The organism is Streptomyces sp. NPDC001222 (assembly GCF_042896945.1).
In the GTDB taxonomy this organism is placed as follows: domain Bacteria; phylum Actinomycetota; class Actinomycetes; order Streptomycetales; family Streptomycetaceae; genus Streptomyces; species Streptomyces gibsoniae.
The window spans coordinates 88,013-103,822 of record NZ_JBIAXT010000017.1; the positions used below are offsets into that span (position 1 = coordinate 88,013).

Genomic DNA, 15,810 nt, shown 5'->3' on the forward strand with positions numbered 1-15,810 from the left:
CTCCCCCCTCGAGTTCTTCCCGCGCAAGGAGTCCGTACCCCATGACGTCCACGGTGCCCAACGCCGTCGAGCACGCAGACGAGCAGCAGCCGCCGATCACCATGTTCGGCCCGGACTTCCCCTACGCCTACGACGACTTCCTCGCCCACCCGGCGGGCCTCGGCCAGATACCCGCGACCGAGCACGGCACCGAGGTCGCCGTCATCGGCGGTGGCCTCTCCGGCATCGTGGCCGCGTACGAGCTGATGAAGATGGGCCTCAAGCCCGTCGTCTACGAGGCCGACAAGATCGGGGGCCGGCTGCGCACCGTCGGCTTCGAGGGCTGCGACCCTTCGCTTACCGCCGAGATGGGCGCCATGCGCTTCCCGCCCTCCTCCACGGCACTCCAGCACTACATCGACCTGGTGGGCCTCCGGACCGCGCCGTTCCCCAACCCGCTCGCCGAGGCCACCCCCTCGACGGTCGTGGACCTGAAGGGCGAGAGCCACTACGCCGAGACGCTCGACGACCTGCCGCAGGTCTACCGTGACGTCGCGAACGCGTGGAACGCCTGCCTGGAGGAGGGCGCCGACTTCTCCGACATGAACCGCGCGATGCGCGAGCGCGATGTGCCGCGCATCCGCGAGATCTGGGCGAAGCTCGTCGAGAAGCTCGACAACCAGACCTTCTACGGCTTCCTCTGCGACTCCGAGGCCTTCAAGTCCTTCCGACACCGCGAGATCTTCGGCCAGGTGGGCTTCGGCACCGGCGGCTGGGACACCGACTTCCCGAACTCCATCCTGGAGATCCTGCGGGTCGTCTACACCGAGGCCGACGACCACCACCGGGGCATCGTCGGCGGCTCCCAGCAGCTGCCGCTGCGGCTGTGGGAGCGCGAACCCCGGAAGATCGTCCACTGGGCTCACGGGACCTCCCTGAAGTCCCTGCACGAGGGCGGCGAGCCCCGGCCCGCCGTCACCCGGCTGCACCGCACCGCCGGAAACCGGATCACCGTCACCGACGCGCACGGCGACATCCGCACCTACCCGGCGGCGATCTTCACCGCCCAGTCCTGGATGCTGCTCTCCAAGATCGCCTGTGACGACGCGCTGTTCCCGATCGACCACTGGACGGCCATCGAGCGCACCCACTACATGGAGTCCAGCAAGCTCTTCGTGCCGGTGGACCGGCCCTTCTGGCTGGACAAGGCCGTCGACGACAAGGGAAATCCGACGGGCCGGGACGTCATGTCGATGACGCTCACCGACCGGATGACCCGCGGCACCTATCTGCTGGACGACGGCCCGGACAAGCCCGCCGTCATCTGCCTGTCCTACACCTGGTGCGACGACAGCCTGAAGTGGCTGCCGCTGTCCGCGAGCGAGCGGATGGAGGTCATGCTGAAGTCCCTCGGCGAGATCTACCCGAAGGTCGACATCAGGAAGCACATCATCGGCAACCCGGTGACCGTCTCCTGGGAGAACGAGCCCTACTTCATGGGCGCGTTCAAGGCCAACCTGCCCGGCCACTACCGCTACCAGCGGCGCCTGTTCACGCACTTCATGCAGGACCGGCTGCCCGCCGACAAGCGCGGCATCTTCCTCGCCGGCGACGACATCTCCTGGACGGCGGGCTGGGCCGAGGGCGCCGTGCAGACCGCGCTCAACGCCGTGTGGGGCGTGATGCACCACTTCGGCGGCGAGACCGACCCGACCAACCCCGGTCCGGGCGACGTCTACGACGAGATCGCACCCGTGGAGCTGCCGGAGGACTGAGCCGGACCGAGGGATCCTCGGGCCGTCGGACCGATGAACCGACGACGGGCGGCGGGTCAGACGCCGGCCGCCCGTGCGGACGTGTACACCTGCGCGGCCACGTCCTTGAGCTCCTCCGCGTCCCGGACCGAGCCCTGAAGGTCGATGAGGATCTCTTCGAGGCCGACCTCGGCGTGCGCCACCAGGTCCTCCACGATCTGGTCGACGCTGCCCTGGAAGGGCCCCCGGTCCTGGCCGGGGTACGCCTTCGCCGAGTACGCGGCGTTCGCGCGCAGCACCGTCTGCAGCGGCTTGACGCGCCCCTGCTCGGCGGCCAGGTCCTGCAGGGCGCGCCACTGCCGGGCCACCACCTCGGCGCCGAGGGCCACCGGGATCCAGCCGTCGGCCTTGTCGACCAGCCGCCGCTGTGCCTTCTCGTTGGTCGCCGCCAGCAGGATCGGGATCGGCCGGGCCGGCTTGGGCGCGACCACCGCCGAGGAGATCGTCGTGAGCCGGCCCTCGTAGGAGACCGGGTCCGGACCCCAGACGGCGCGGCAGACATCGATGATCTCGTCCATGACCCGGCCGCGCTCCTCGAACGGGCGCACCCCGGCCGCCGCGTACTCGTCGAGGGACCAGCCCGTGCCCAGGCCCGCCACGACCCGGCCGCCGCTCGCCGCGTCCAGCGAGGCCAGCGCCTTGGCGAGTTGGAAGGGGCCGTGCAGGGGCGCCACCAGCACGCTCGTGCCGAGCCGGACGCGCCGGGTGGCGGTGACGGCGAGGGCGAGCGTGACCAGGGGCTCGGCCACCCCGCGGTAGCTGTCCGGCCAGGGCAGGCCCTCCACGCCGTAGAGCCCCTGGGTGGTGGTCTCGGGGAACAGGGCGCGCTCGTACACCCACAGGCTGTCGTAGCCCATCGCCTCGGCGGCGCGTGCGACGTCCGGCACGTCCCGCCCGATGTCGTACTGCTTGTTCTGGGGGAGGCCGAGTCCGAGCCGGGTCGCCATACCTGTCGCTCCTTCGCCTGGGAGGGGCCGCCTCATCAACGTACAGCGGTCACGGAGGCACGTCGCGGCACGACAGGCGCGGCTGGCCGGATCAGTGCGGCAGGGGTGTGAGCAGCATCCGGCTCGCGAATCCCACCGCCGCGTCGAGCCGGTGCGCGAACTCCTCCGCCACGTCCGGCAGATGCCGCAGCGCCCACAGGGCGCGGGCCGCCGACCAGGCGGCCTCCCGGGCCCGCTCCAGGCTCCACGCGCCGAGCAGATGCGTCAGCGGGTCGGCGAGCTGGAGCAGATCGGGCCCGGGCATCAGGTCCTCGCGGATGTGCTCTTCCAGTGCGACGAGGAGGTCGCCCACCCGCTCGAACGCGTCCTCCAGAACGGCCGGTTCGCAGTCGAGCGTGCGGCAGGTGTCCACGACGGCGAGCGCCAGGTCATGGCCGATGTGGGCGTTGATCCCGGCCAGCGCGAACTGCAGCGGCCGTACGCCCGGATGGCGCCGCAGCTGGAACAGCGGCCGCCAGCAGGCGGGCAGCGGCCCCTCCTCGGCCACGGCCAGATACCGCTCGGCGAACCGGACGTCCAGTGCGATCACCCCTCGGCGGTCCCGGAAGTACCCGCCGTCCAGACGGCGGTCGACCTCCCGGGTGACGGCGAGATAGACGCGGTTGAAGACCGCGACGCCGTCGCGCTCCGGCCAGGCTCCGTCGAGCGCGCGCATCCGTGAGACGACCGTGTCCACCCCGGTCGTGAACTGCTCCAACCGCACCATGGGGGCAGGGTGACAGCCCTGGGCCGACCGGAGCAGCCGCGGCCCGCGGGCTTCCCCGGAACGGGGGATGCCCTCCGTCGGCCGTCAGGGGGACGGAGGGCGTCCACGGACGGGCGTGCTCTCGTGCTGCGCTCCACGAGCCGGCGTGCGCGCGTCGCACGCCACCTAGGGCCTGGCGCCGTCGCCCTCGGCGCTCTCCTCGTCGTACGCGGAGGTGCCCGAGTCCAGCAGCGGTTCCTGGGTCTTCAGATGGGCGGGGGCCAGCGCCCGCAGCGCGTGGTAGCCGGTGATGACGACCAGCGTGCCCAGGGCGATGCCGCTCAGCGAGAAGTGGTCGGTGAACTTCAGGCTGACGTTACCGACGCCGATGATGATGCCCGCGGCGGCCGGCACCAGGTTCAGCGGGTTGCGCAGGTCGACCTTGGAACTGATCCAGATCTGCGCGCCGAGCAGGCCGATCATGCCGTACAGGATGACGGTGATGCCGCCGAGCACTCCGCCGGGTATCGCGGCCACGATCGCACCGAACTTGGGGCAGACGCCGAAGAGCAGGGCGAAGCCGGCCGCGGCCCAGTAGGCGGCGGTCGAGTAGACACGGGTGGCCGCCATCACGCCGATGTTCTCGGAGTACGTCGTGTTGGGCGGGCCGCCGACCGCGGTGGAGAGCATGGAGGCGACGCCGTCCGCGGAGATCGCGGTGCCCAGCTTGTCGTCCAGCGCGTCACCGGTCATCTCGCCGACCGCCTTGACGTGCCCGGCGTTCTCCGCGACCAGGGCGATCACCACGGGCAGGGCGACCAGGACGGCGGACCACTGGAAGGACGGACCGTGGAAGTGGGGCAGGCCGATCCAGTCCGCCTTGCCGACCCCGGACAGGTCCAGGCGCCAGTGGGCGGTGAGCTTGCCGCTCGCGTCCACCGAGTGGATCTTTCCGAGGACCCGGTCGAAGGCCCATGAGATCCCGTAGCCGAAGAGCAGGCCCAGGAAGATCGCGATCCGGGACCAGAAGCCGCGCAGGCACACCACGGCGAGCCCGGTGAACAGCATCACCAGCAGCGCGGTCCACTGGTCCTGCGGCCAGTACGTCGACGCGGTGACCGGCGCGAGGTTGAACCCGATCAGCATGACGACCGCGCCGGTCACGATCGGCGGCATCGCCGCGTGGATGATCCGCGCCCCGAACCGCTGGACCGCGAGACCCACCAGGAACAGCGCGATGCCCACCACGAACACGGCGCCGGTCACGGTGGCACTGGTGCCGCCCTGCGCCCGGATCACCGCGGCGACCCCCACGAAGGACAGGGAGCAGCCGAGATAGCTAGGCACCCGGCCGCGGGTGGCCAGCAGGAAGATCACGGTCGCGACGCCCGACATCATGATCGCGAGGTTGGGGTCCAGCCCCATGAGCACGGGCGCGACAAAACTCGCGCCGAACATGGCCACGACATGCTGGGCGCCGAGCCCGATCGTACGGGGCCAGGAAAGCCGTTCGTCGGGGCGGACGACCGCTCCGGGCGCGGGCGTACGCCCGTCACCGTGCAGCTTCCAGCGCACGCCGAGGTCCATGGTGAAGCTTCTCTTTCTCTGTACGTGAAGAACTGTCCGAACCATTGTCAGGGGCACCAGCGGGTCCTACGCTCACACGGTCCCACTCATGAACTGCGTTCACGTACATGATCGGAGCTTTGATGAGTGCTCGATCCCGGCTGGCCGCCCTGCTCGCCGCGGCGACCGCCTTCGCGGCCGTGGCGATCGCGGGGGCACCCACCGCCTCCGCCCACGCGGCACCGAAAGTCCCCGCGACCGCTGTGCTCGACGGCACCCGGCTGCAGCAGACCAGAGTCCGGCTCGACCACGGGGACGCCCGGCTGCGCGGTGCACTCAAGGATCTGACCGCGCGCGCCGACGCCTGGCTGGGGCAGGGGCCGTGGACGGTCGTCGACAAGCCGAGGCCCGCACCCGGCGGGGACGTCCACGAGTACCTCAGCCAGGCTCCCTACTGGTGGCCCACGCAGCCGAAGACCGCGGACAACCCGTGGGGCTGCCCCTATGCGCAGCGTGACGGGCAGCGCAACCCGGACGTCGACAGCGGGACGGACCGCCAGGACGTGGAGAAGGTCTTCGACTCGTCCTACGACCTCTCGCTGGCCTGGTACTACACCGGGAAGAAACAGTACGCCCAGAAGGCCGCCCAGGTCATGCGCACCTGGTTCCTCGACCCGGCGACCCGGATGAATCCCGATCTGGACCACGGGCAGTTCATCCCGTGCAAGTACGACGGCCGCGCCATCGGCATCATCGACTTCTCGCAGTCCTACACCAGCGTCCTCGACGCGATCGCCCTGCTGGACACCGGCGCTCCGGGCTGGTCCAGGGCGGACCGGACCGCGATGCAAGACTGGAACGTCGCCTTCCGGAACTGGCTGGCGGACAGCGCCTTCGGCAAGGAGGAGGGGGCCGCCCAGAACAACCACGGCACCTTCTACGACATGCAGCTCGCCGCCCTCGCCTACGCCACCGGCGACAAGGACCTCGCCCGGCGGACCGTCCTCGCCGCGCGCACCGCGCGCATCGACACACAGATAGCGGGGGACGGCAGCCAGCCGCAGGAACTGGCCCGGACGCGCAGCTGGCACTACTCGACCTTCGACCTGGTCGCCTACACCCGGCTCGCGGCCATCGGCCGGCATGTCGGCGTGGACCTGTGGTCCTACCGGGGCCCGGACGGACAGAGCCTGTTCAAGGCCGTCGACTACCTGCTGCCCGCCGCCACCGGCGCCGCCTCCTGGACCCGTCCGGAGCTGGAGTTCCACCGGTACGCGGCGACCGACGTGGTGCACGCGGCCGCGGACGCGGGCGACGCCCGGGCCGGGCAGGCCGTACACCTGCTGGAGCCCCCGCCCGGCGGCGATCTGTGGGCCCTGCGCCCCGCGGCCGAGCAACTGGACTCGATCGCGGGCTGAGCCTGCCGGGGGAGTGTTCCCCGCCTCGCCGGCACGCCAGGTCACGAAGCCAGGGTGGGTCCGCGTCCATGTGCGGACCCACCCTGGCTCCCTCATTGCCGGGCGCGAACAACCCGAGCGACCGCCACCCGAAGGTTGCACCTACGTTCGCGTAGTCCCGGGCGTCCCTCGAAGCTCAGGCCGGCGGCCTGGGGAACGCGGTCTATATGTTCTTCGTCGACCCGTCGGCCATCAGGACCTTGGTGCCGGCGAGGAAGCACTCGAAGCACCTGGCCGCCGCCTTCGCGGCGCGGGAGGCCTCGGCGATGTCCTCGACGCCGTCGGACACCGGCTGGCCGCCGCCAAGAGCATCTGGGCCAAGGCCCCCTCGCTCAGCAGCATCAACCAGCCCCACGCAGGGAGTCGGCTGAGCGACCGCTTACCATGGGCGGGTCAAGCGCCGCAGCGTCGCGAGCGCCTCACCAGGAACGTCTGGAGCCCTGCCCGTGACCGTCGAAGCCCAGGCCGCGCCCGCCCTGTCGTACGGTCGGCTGATCCCCGTCACCGTCCACTTCGACGACCTGGACGCGCTCGGACTGCTCCACAACGCCCGCTATCCGGTCATGGTCGAGCGGGCCTGGTCGGCGCTGTGGCACGAGCTGGGCTGGGTCTTCGACGGGGACTGGGAGGCCGCGGGCGACTTCTGCAACGCCGTCAAGGACTGCGGATCAGCTACGAGGCCCCCGTGACCAAGCCGGGCGGGTACGCCGTGCACCTGTGGCTGGAGCGGCTCGGGAACACCGGTCTCACCTACGGGTTCCGGTTCTGCTCGGCCGACGGAGCGGTGACGTACGCGCACGGCACCCGGGTCCTCGTCCGGCTCGACGCGACGACGCTGCGCCCCACGTCGTGGAGCGAGCGGTTCAGGGTCGCGGGCCGGGAACTGCTGCGTCCGGCCGACTGACCCCCGGACGGTCCCGCTCGCCCGCGCGCAGCACCCCCGCGAACGCGGCGAGCCCGCAGGCCAGCACCGTCACCAGGCCGAACGACACCACGAGACTGGTCGCCTGGGCCAGTCCGCCGATCGCGCTCGGCGCCACCAGCCCCGAGGTATAGGTGATGGTCGCGACGCCGGCGATGGCCTGGCTGGGGTTCGGCCCGCTGCGGCCCGCCGCCGCGAAGCACAGGGGCACGACGACCGCGATACCGAGGCCCATCAGCGCGAACCCGGCCATCGCCACCGCCGGACGGCCCGCGCCGACGATCAGCAGACCACCGAGGACGGCCAGGACACCGCTCGCCCGGACCGTGCGCACCGAGCCGAAACGGTCCACCACCCTGTCGCCCGCGAGCCGGGCGACGGCCATGGTGAGGGTGAAGCCCGTCGTGCACGCGGCCGCGAGCCCGGCGGAGGTGGCCAGCTCGTGCCGCAGATACACGGCGGACCAGTCCAGACTCGCTCCCTCCGCGAACACCGCGCAGAACCCGATGGCACCGATCAGCAGCGCCGACTTCGGCGGCAGCGCGAACCGGGGCGGCGGCTCCTCGTCCTCGGCGGCCTGGAGGTCGAGCACCCAGGTGCAGGCGACCAGCCCCAGCATGGTCAGCACGGCGGCCGCGACGGCGTGATGCACCCGGGCGTCCGAGCCGAGGTGCGCGGCGAGGGTACCGGCGGCGGAGCCCAGCAGGGCGCCCCCGCTCCACATGCCGTGCAGACCGGACATGATCGACCGGCCGAGCCGGTTCTCCACCTCCACGCCGAGGGCGTTCATCGCGACGTCCGCCATGCCCGCCGAGGCGCCGTAGACGAACAGCGCCGGGCACAGGGTGAGGAGGTTCGGGGAGAGGGACGGCAGGACCAGGGACAGCGTCCACAGGGCGAGCAGACCGCGCAGGGCGTTGCGGGCGCCGAAGCGGTGGGTGATCCGGCCCGCGAGCGGCATCGCGGCCGATGCTCCGAGTGCGGGGAACGCCAGCGCCAGCCCCAGCTGGCCGGCGCTGAGCGAGGCATGGTCCTGGATCCAGGGCACCCGGGTCGCGAAGGAGCCGGTGACGGCGCCGTGCACGGCGAACACGGCGGCCACGGCGTACCGGGCGCGCCTCACCTCGCGCTGGTCGTAGCCCCTGCCGGTCATCACGCTCATTCTCGGGCCCCTCCCCGGGTGTCCGCCCCCGCTGCGCGGCGAAAACTATCAGGAACCCTGCCTGATAGATAGAGTGAGGAAGGAAGCCGACCCTCCTACGGCTCCGTCGCCCGAGGCCCCGTCGATCTGGAAGGATCCCGGTATGCCCGCATCCCCGAGCACCGCCCGGGCCATCAACGACCGGCTCGCCCTGCGCTTCCTCCAGCAGGAAGGCCCCTTGACGGCAGGGCAGTTGAAGCAGCTCACCGGACTGTCCCGGCCCACGGTCGCCGACCTCGTCGAACGGCTGGCCGCGGCAGGGCTGATCACGGTGGTGGGGGAGTCGGGCGAGCAGCGGCGCGGTCCGAACGCGCGGCTGTACGGGATCGTCGCCGACCGCGCCCATCTTGCGGCCCTCGACGTGCGCACCGGTGGCGTCTCCGTCCTCGTGTCCGATCTGCTCGGCGAGGTGCTCGCCGAGGCATCGGTGCCCATTCGCGGCGACACCGGTACGGGGCCCGCGGTGGAACAGGCGGTGACGCTGGTGGAGCGCACCGCGAAGGAGGCCGGTGCCGCGTCGCTGCACACGGTCGGGGTCGGGGCGCCCGGGCTGATCGACCCCGCCACCGGCGAACTGCGCGACTCCAGCGGGCTGCCGGAATGGCACCGCCGGCTGGTCACCGCGCTCCAGGAGCGGCTGCCCGCGCGCGTGATCGTGGAGAACGAGACCAACCTCGCGGCGCTGGCCGAGCAGCGCGAGGGCGCGGCGCGCGACCGTGACACCTTTGTGCTGCTGTGGCTGGGACACGGCACGGGCGCGGCCGTGGTGCTGGACGGCGCCCTGCGCCGCGGTGCCTCGGGCGGCACCGGTGAGATCGGCTTCCTGCCGGTGCCGGGCACCGCGACCCTGCCCTCGGCGACGGACTGCGAAGGGGGCTTCCACTCTCTGGTGGGCGCAGCCGCCATCACCGAACTAGCCGGTTCCCACGGACTGTTGACCGGGGGTCAGGCCGACGGCCCGGCTGCGTCCGCGCTGGTCCACCGGGCCGTGCGGGCGGTGGCAGGCCGGGGGGCCGGCGACGACGGAGACGCCGGGGCAGGCCGGGACATCGGTGGCCGCGAGGACGCCGTCCCGGACGAGCACACCGCCTCCGGCTTCCTCGACGCCCTCGCCGGCCGTCTCGCCATCGGCGCCGCGTCCGTGACCGCCGTCCTCGACCCCGGCTGCGTGGTGCTCGGCGGCGAGGTCGGACAGGCGGGCGGCCGGGTGCTCGCCGGGCGCGTCCAGGAACGGCTGGTCCGGATGTCGCCGCTGCCGACCGAGGTGCGAGCGAGTGCGCTGGGCGGCGGCGCGGTCCTGCGCGGTGCGCTGCTGACCGCACGGGACGGTGCGCAGGACGACCTCTTCGCGCCCCCGGCCCGCTGACCGGAGGCCGCGGGGCCCTGCGGACCGCGCCTCGCCGCTGGCCCTGCGGACCGCGCCTCGCCGCTGGCCCTGCGGACCGCGCCTCGGCGTCGGCCCTGCGGACCGCGCCTCACCGCTGGCCCTGCGGACCGCGCCTCACCGCTGGCCCTGCGGACCGCGCCTCACCGCTGGCCCTGCGGACCGCGCCTCGGCGTCGGCCCTGCGGACCGCGCCTCACCGCTGGCCTTGCGGACCGCGCCTCACCGCTGGCCTTGCGGACCGCGCCTCACCGCTGGCCCTGCGGACCGCGCCTCACCGTCGGCCTTGCGGACCGCGCCTCACCGTCGGCCTTGCGGACCGCGCCTCGCCGTCGGCCCTGCGCACCGCCCCCGCCGGGGCGTGCCCAACTGCAGGCAGGCGTCCGCGAGTCCGCGGACGGCCTCCGCGAACTGGTCAGCGCGCCGCCGACCCGCTCCCGTACCGCCCCACGAGGTGCTCCTTGAACGTGCCCTTGCCCACGGCGTTCCCGGGGCTCAGATGGCCACCGGCACGCAGGGCGCGGAACGCCCTGCCCGGGACCGGCACCGTCATGACCGGCCGACGCCGTCCCGTCGCCCGCAGCCAGGCGCGGGCGAGGTCCTCGAACGTCCGCACCTCGGGGCCGCCCATGTCCGCCACCCGCCCGGCCGGACCGCTTGCCGCCGAAGCCGCCAGCCGGTCCGCCACCTCCGCCACCGCGATCGGCTGGTCGCTCACCCCGGCCGGGAGCAGCAGCAGCGGCAGCCGGCCCATGGTCTCGAACACCCGCACCAGCAGATCGTGGAACTGGGTCGTCCGCAGGATCGTCCAGTTCAGGCCCGACTCCTGGATCTGCCGCTCCACGGCGTGCTTGGCCTTGTAGTAGCCGATCGGCACCGCGTCCACCCCGACGATCGAGATGTACACGAGATGGGCCACCCCCGCCCGGCGCGCGGCCTCGATCAGATGGGTGGCGGCCCGCTCGTCGCCCCCGCGGGGCGTGCTGGCGCAGTGCACCACCGTGTCGACGCCCGCGACGGCCGCCTCCAGACCGCTGCCGCCCCGGATCAGATCGACGGCGTAGGGCTGCGCGTGCCGGGACAGAACCCGCACCTCGTGGCCGTCCGCCCGCAGTCGCTCGGTGACCAGCCGGCCGAGGGTTCCGGTACCGCCGGTCACCAGGATCGTGCTCATGCCGCTGTCTCCCTTCGCGTGGGGGCGCCCCCCTCCGGAACGCCCCTTCGACGCCACGACCGCACAGCACCCGTCGAATGTGACATGTTCAGGCGCCGCCGAGTTGGCGCTTCACGAAGGCCAGCTTGTCCGGGTTCATCACCGCGCGCACCTGAGTGATGACCCCGTGGTGGATCTCGAGGGCGATGACCCCGACGACCTGGTCGCCGTCCCGGGCCACCAGCGCCGTGGCGCCGTTGATCTCCTCGACCGTGAGGCCGAGGGGCGCGATGAAGCGCCGGAACCCGATCGCCATGACACGCAGGACCTTCTCGCGCCCCTCGATCGGCCGCCGTGCCGCGCTGACCTTGCCGCCGCCGTCGCCCCACCAGGTGACGTCCGCCGCGAGCAACTGCTCCAACTTGGCCACGTCGCCGTCGCGGGCCGCCGTCAGGAAGGACTCCACGAGCCGGGCCTGACGCTCGGGTTCCGCCTCGAACCGGGTGCCCTCCGCGGACAGGTGCTGTGCCGCCCGGCGGTACAGCTGACGGCAGTTGGCCTCCCCGAGGTCCAGCACCTCCGCGATCTCCCGGTAGCCGTAGGCGAACGCCTCGCGCAGCACGTACACCGCCCGCTCGGCTGGGGTGAGCCGCTCCAGCAGGACCAGGAGGGCGAACGACACGGCGTCGCGCTGTTCGGCCGACTCCAGTGGTCCGAGGGTGCCGTCCGAGGTGACCACGGGCTCCGGCAGCCAGGGCCCGGGGTAGACCTCGCGCCGGGCGCGCGCCGAGGTGAGCCGGGTGAGGCAGAGATTCGTGACGGCCTTGGCGAGCCAGGCCCCGGGCCGCTCCACGTCCTGCCGGTCGGCCGAACTCCAGCGCAGATACGCGTCCTGGACCGTGTCCTCCGCCTCCTCGGCGGATCCCAGCATCCGGTAGGCGAGGCCGAACAGGCGGGAACGGTGGATCTCGAACTCGTCGGCGTGTGTGGTCACGCCGCCAGCCTCGCAGACCTCCCGGTGAGAGCCCGGCGGCGGGGCAAGGGCCTTCGTCACCGCCGCCGGGCCGTTCAGGGACGGCGCACCGCGCCGGGACCGCCGACACTAAAAGGACTAGACCAGCAGCGTCAATAGGTATGGACCACTCGTCAACTGGCGTCGATGGGGCGAGTGTTGTCCCTGGTGCGGGGGTGGCGATGGCGCGCCGTCGGGCGAGGCGGAGCCCGCTCGACGAGTCCGGAGAGACCACACCTGAACGTGTGAGGCACCGCACACAGGTTCACCCACATGGCCGCGGATCGAGCGTGGCACACTGGGCCTGTACCAAAAGCAGCGCACTCCGGGGTCGGTGAAAGTCCGAACCGGCGGTTACAGTCCGCGACCCGGTCGCTTCCAGCGATCGGTTGACCAGGTGAAATTCCTGGACCGACGGTTAAAGTCCGGATGGGAGGCAGTGCGCGGCGGGCGGGCATTCATGCGCGCCGCCGTACCGGCTCGTCCATGGGACGGGCTCTGTCCGGCGTCGTCCCGGTGCTCTCGCTCGTGTCTGCTGTCGTCATCGACAGGCCCCGGAGTCCGTGCCCTACAGAGGCAGGAGGACCCGGGAAGTGTTCACCGGAATCGTCGAAGAGCTGGGTGAGGTCACCGCCGTCGAGAATCTCGGCGACTCCTCCCGCTTCCGGCTCCGTGGACCCGTCGTCACCGAGGGAGCTCGGCACGGTGACTCCATCGCCGTCAACGGTGTCTGTCTCACCGTCGTCGAGCACGAGGGCGACGAGTTCACCGCCGACGTCATGGCGGAAACCCTGGAACGCTCCAGCCTCGGCGCCCTCGCGGTCGGCTCCCGGGTCAACCTCGAACGCCCCACCGCCGTCGGCGCGCGCCTCGGCGGGCACATCGTGCAGGGCCACGTCGACGGAACCGGAACGGTGCTGGCGCGCACGCCCTCCGAGAACTGGGAGATCGTCAAGGTCGCGCTGCCCGCGGAGCTTTCGCGCTACGTCGTCGAGAAGGGCTCCGTCACCGTCGACGGCATCAGCCTCACCGTCGTCGAGGCGGCCCAGGACTACTTCACCGTCAGCCTCATCCCCACCACCCTGGCTCTGACCACGCTCGGCCTCAAGCAGCCCGGCGACCCGGTCAACCTGGAGGTCGACATCGTCGCCAAGTACGTCGAGCGACTGCTGGCGAACGGAGCCACCCGGTGAACTGGCTGAACTCGGAGGCGTTCGTCCTGTTCGGCCAGCACATCAAGTGGTCGGACATGATCGGCAACATCATCGGCCTGGTCGCTCTGGCGTTCGGCTGGCGGCGTTCCCTCTGGACCTGGCCGACCCAGTTCCTGTCCGGCCTCATCCTCTTCGCGGCCTTCGCGACCGCCCATCTGTCCGGTAGCGCGGGCAAGCAGATCGTGGTCATGGTCGTCGCCGGCTACGGCTGGTGGCAGTGGAGCCGCGGCAAGGGCCGGGCGGAGGACGGCCACGTCGCCGTGCGGTTCGCCACCTGGCCGGAGCGCGCGGTCCTGGTCGGCGTAGCGGCCGTGGGCACGGTCGCCGTGGCGGGCCTGTTCACCGCCTTCCCGTCGCTGTCGTGGGACCCCTGGCCGGACGCCTACATCTTCGTCGGCACCATCGTCGCGATGTACGCCCAGGCGCGCGGCATGGTCGAGTTCTGGTTCGCCTGGCTGCTCGTCGACGCCGTCGGTGTCCCGCTCAACTTCGCCAACGGCTTCGCCTTCTCCGGATTCGTCTACGTCATCTACGGCGCGCTCGTCCTGTGGGGCATGCGCGACTGGTGGCTGCGCTCCCGCAACGCCGCGCGGCCCGTTCTGGAAGGAGCCCACGCATGACGACCGCGCCCGTCCTGTACAGCATGGACGACATCGAGGACTTCACGCTCGACCCGGTCGAGCAGGCCATCGCCGACATCGCGGCCGGCCGCCCGGTCGTGGTCGTCGACGACGAGGACCGGGAGAACGAGGGCGACCTCGTCATCGCGGCCGAGAAGGCCACCCCCGAGATCGTCGCCTTCATGATGAGCGAGTGTCGCGGCCTGATCTGCGCCCCCATGGAGGGCGACGAACTGGACCGCCTCGAACTCCCGCAGATGGTCGACCACAACACCGAGTCCATGCGCACCGCGTTCACCGTGTCCGTCGACGCGAGCGGTGCCCACGGCGTGACCACCGGGATCTCCGCCTCCGATCGCGCCACCACCTTGCGGCTGCTCGCCGGGGGAGAGACGGGCCCCGGCGACTTCGTCCGCCCCGGCCACATCTTCCCGCTGCGCGCCAAGCCCGGCGGTGTCCTCGTCCGCAACGGCCACACGGAGGCCGCTGTCGACCTCGCCCGGCTCGCGGGCCTGCGCCCGGCCGGCGCGATCGTGGAGATCGCCGGCGAGGACGGCCACATGCTGCGCCTGCCGGAACTCATCCCGTTCGCCCGCAAGCACGGCCTGACGATCATCTCGATCGAGGACCTGATCGCCTACCGCCGTACCTCCGAGCCCACGGTCCGCCGCGAGGCCGAGGTCCATCTGCCCACCGCCTTCGGCGCCTTCACGGCGTACGGCTACCGGTCGACCACCGACGGCGTCGAGCACATCGCCCTCGTCCACGGCGAGATCGGCGCCGGCGAGGACGTCCTGGTCCGCGTGCACTCCGAGTGCCTCACCGGCGATGTCTTCCACTCCCTGCGCTGCGACTGCGGCCCCCAGCTGGAGGCGTCCCTGGAGCGCATCCAGACCGAGGGCCGGGGTGTGGTGGTCTATCTGCGCGGCCACGAGGGACGCGGCATCGGGCTGACGTCCAAGCTGCGCGCCTACGAACTTCAGGAGCGCGGCCGCGACACGCTGGACGCCAACCTGGAGCTGGGCCTGCCCGCCGACGCCCGCGACTACGCGGCCGGCGCCCAGATCCTGGAGGACCTCGGGGTCCACAGCCTGCGTCTGATGACCAACAACCCCGACAAGACGGAGGCGTTGACCCGGCACGGGCTCAAGGTCACCGAGCGGGAGCCGATGCCCGTACAGGCGGGCGAACACAATCTCCGTTACCTGCGCACCAAGCGGGACCGGATGGGGCACGACCTGCCCTGGCTGGACACGACCGCCGTGTCCGCCTGCGGCAACCAGTAACAGAGCACTGAGGAGAGACGTGAGCGGCAAGGGTGCACCGGAGCTGTCCGTACGCAACGTGAGCGACCTGCGGGTCGGCGTCATCGCGGCACAGTGGCACGACAAGGTGATGGACGGTCTGGTCGAGGGGGCCCTGCGGGCCCTGCGCGAGCTCGGGATCGACGAGCCGACACTGCTGCGGGTCCCCGGCTGCTTCGAGCTGCCGGTCGCCGCCAAGGTCCTCGCGGGCCGGGGCTACGACGCCATCGTCGCCCTCGGGGTCGTCATCCGCGGCGGCACGCCCCACTTCGACTATGTGTGTCAGGGCGCCACACAGGGCCTCACCCAGGTGTCCGTGGAGACCGGCGTCCCCGTCGGCTTCGGCGTACTGACCTGCGACACCGAGGAGCAGGCCCTGGACCGCGCCGGACTGGAGGGTTCCAACGAGGACAAGGGCCACGAGGCCGTGACGGCGGCCGTGGCGACCGCCGCGACGCTTCGCTCCGTATCCGAGCCCTGGCACTGAGACAGC

Annotated in this window: 14 protein-coding genes, 1 pseudogene and 1 riboswitch; of the genes and pseudogenes, 8 read left to right on the forward strand and 7 right to left on the reverse strand. The window is 71.8% G+C overall.

The annotated features are described in order from the left end of the window. Positions 1-41: 41 nt before the first annotated feature. Positions 42-1,754, forward strand: a complete 1,713-nt coding sequence (locus ACFY2Z_RS22925; protein ID WP_390745947.1) for a flavin monoamine oxidase family protein — start codon at positions 42-44, stop codon at positions 1,752-1,754. Positions 1,755-1,810: 56 nt separating this feature from the next. Here ACFY2Z_RS22925 and ACFY2Z_RS22930 read toward each other — a convergent pair whose 3' ends face one another. From ACFY2Z_RS22930 to ACFY2Z_RS22940, 3 genes are all read right to left on the reverse strand, one after another. After that, positions 1,811-2,740, reverse strand: a complete 930-nt coding sequence (locus tag ACFY2Z_RS22930) for an LLM class F420-dependent oxidoreductase (protein WP_390745948.1) — start codon at positions 2,738-2,740, stop codon at positions 1,811-1,813. Between the two features lie 91 nt (positions 2,741-2,831). Continuing rightward, positions 2,832-3,506, reverse strand: coding sequence for a DUF5995 family protein (locus ACFY2Z_RS22935; protein WP_390745949.1), 675 nt, complete (start codon positions 3,504-3,506; stop codon positions 2,832-2,834). A 165-nt stretch (positions 3,507-3,671) separates the two neighbouring features. Then, positions 3,672-5,072: a uracil-xanthine permease family protein gene (locus tag ACFY2Z_RS22940; protein ID WP_390745950.1), complete on the reverse strand. Its 1,401-nt coding sequence runs from the start codon at positions 5,070-5,072 to the stop codon at positions 3,672-3,674. Between the two features lie 122 nt (positions 5,073-5,194). Between ACFY2Z_RS22940 and ACFY2Z_RS22945 the strand changes: the two genes are divergently transcribed. Then, positions 5,195-6,469: an alginate lyase family protein gene (locus tag ACFY2Z_RS22945; protein WP_390745951.1), complete on the forward strand. Its 1,275-nt coding sequence runs from the start codon at positions 5,195-5,197 to the stop codon at positions 6,467-6,469. A gap of 202 nt (positions 6,470-6,671) precedes the next feature. Here the strand turns inward: ACFY2Z_RS22945 and ACFY2Z_RS22950 are convergent, their stop codons facing one another. Beyond that, complete coding sequence (locus ACFY2Z_RS22950; protein ID WP_390745952.1) at positions 6,672-6,797, reverse strand: hypothetical protein; 126 nt, start codon at positions 6,795-6,797, stop codon at positions 6,672-6,674. A gap of 157 nt (positions 6,798-6,954) precedes the next feature. Between ACFY2Z_RS22950 and ACFY2Z_RS22955 the strand changes: the two are divergent. Next, positions 6,955-7,412: pseudogene (locus ACFY2Z_RS22955) on the forward strand (acyl-CoA thioesterase). On the opposite strand, the gene ACFY2Z_RS22960 reads toward ACFY2Z_RS22955, so the two are convergent. Beyond that, positions 7,372-8,583 (reverse strand): MFS transporter, encoded by a 1,212-nt coding sequence (locus ACFY2Z_RS22960; RefSeq protein ID WP_390746015.1) that lies wholly within the window; start codon positions 8,581-8,583, stop codon positions 7,372-7,374. The pseudogene ACFY2Z_RS22955 and the gene ACFY2Z_RS22960 sit on opposite strands and share 41 nt — an antisense overlap. Before the next feature lie 151 nt (positions 8,584-8,734). Here ACFY2Z_RS22960 and ACFY2Z_RS22965 point away from each other — a divergent pair, with 151 nt between their 5' ends. Beyond that, positions 8,735-9,997 (forward strand): ROK family transcriptional regulator, encoded by a 1,263-nt coding sequence (locus ACFY2Z_RS22965; RefSeq protein WP_390745953.1) that lies wholly within the window; start codon positions 8,735-8,737, stop codon positions 9,995-9,997. 432 nt (positions 9,998-10,429) lie between these two features. Here the strand turns inward: ACFY2Z_RS22965 and ACFY2Z_RS22970 are convergent, their stop codons facing one another. Together ACFY2Z_RS22970 and ACFY2Z_RS22975 are read right to left on the reverse strand one after the other, a co-directional pair. Next, a complete protein-coding gene (locus ACFY2Z_RS22970) occupies positions 10,430-11,188 on the reverse strand; it encodes an SDR family oxidoreductase (RefSeq protein WP_390745954.1) in 759 nt (252 codons plus the stop codon). A gap of 88 nt (positions 11,189-11,276) precedes the next feature. After that, the gene (locus ACFY2Z_RS22975; RefSeq protein ID WP_390745955.1) at positions 11,277-12,161 is read right to left on the reverse strand and encodes an RNA polymerase sigma-70 factor; all 885 of its coding nucleotides are present in this window, start codon (positions 12,159-12,161) and stop codon (positions 11,277-11,279) included. Positions 12,162-12,495: 334 nt separating this feature from the next. Continuing rightward, positions 12,496-12,626, forward strand: a riboswitch (FMN riboswitch). A gap of 146 nt (positions 12,627-12,772) precedes the next feature. Here ACFY2Z_RS22975 and ACFY2Z_RS22980 point away from each other — a divergent pair. From ACFY2Z_RS22980 to ribH, 4 genes are read left to right on the forward strand one after another with little or no spacing between them, the layout of a single operon-like run. Further along, positions 12,773-13,372 (forward strand): riboflavin synthase, encoded by a 600-nt coding sequence (locus tag ACFY2Z_RS22980; protein ID WP_390745956.1) that lies wholly within the window; start codon positions 12,773-12,775, stop codon positions 13,370-13,372. After that, complete coding sequence (locus ACFY2Z_RS22985) at positions 13,369-14,013, forward strand: nicotinamide riboside transporter PnuC (RefSeq protein WP_390745957.1); 645 nt, start codon at positions 13,369-13,371, stop codon at positions 14,011-14,013. The genes ACFY2Z_RS22980 and ACFY2Z_RS22985 overlap by 4 nt, the downstream gene beginning before the upstream one ends. After that, entirely contained in the window at positions 14,010-15,299 is a 1,290-nt protein-coding gene (locus tag ACFY2Z_RS22990; protein WP_390745958.1) for a bifunctional 3,4-dihydroxy-2-butanone-4-phosphate synthase/GTP cyclohydrolase II, read from the forward strand. Before ACFY2Z_RS22985 ends, ACFY2Z_RS22990 begins: the two co-directional genes overlap by 4 nt. Positions 15,300-15,318: 19 nt before the next feature. Continuing rightward, entirely contained in the window at positions 15,319-15,804 is a 486-nt protein-coding gene (gene ribH / locus ACFY2Z_RS22995) for a 6,7-dimethyl-8-ribityllumazine synthase (RefSeq protein WP_390745959.1), read from the forward strand. Positions 15,805-15,810: the final 6 nt, after the last annotated feature.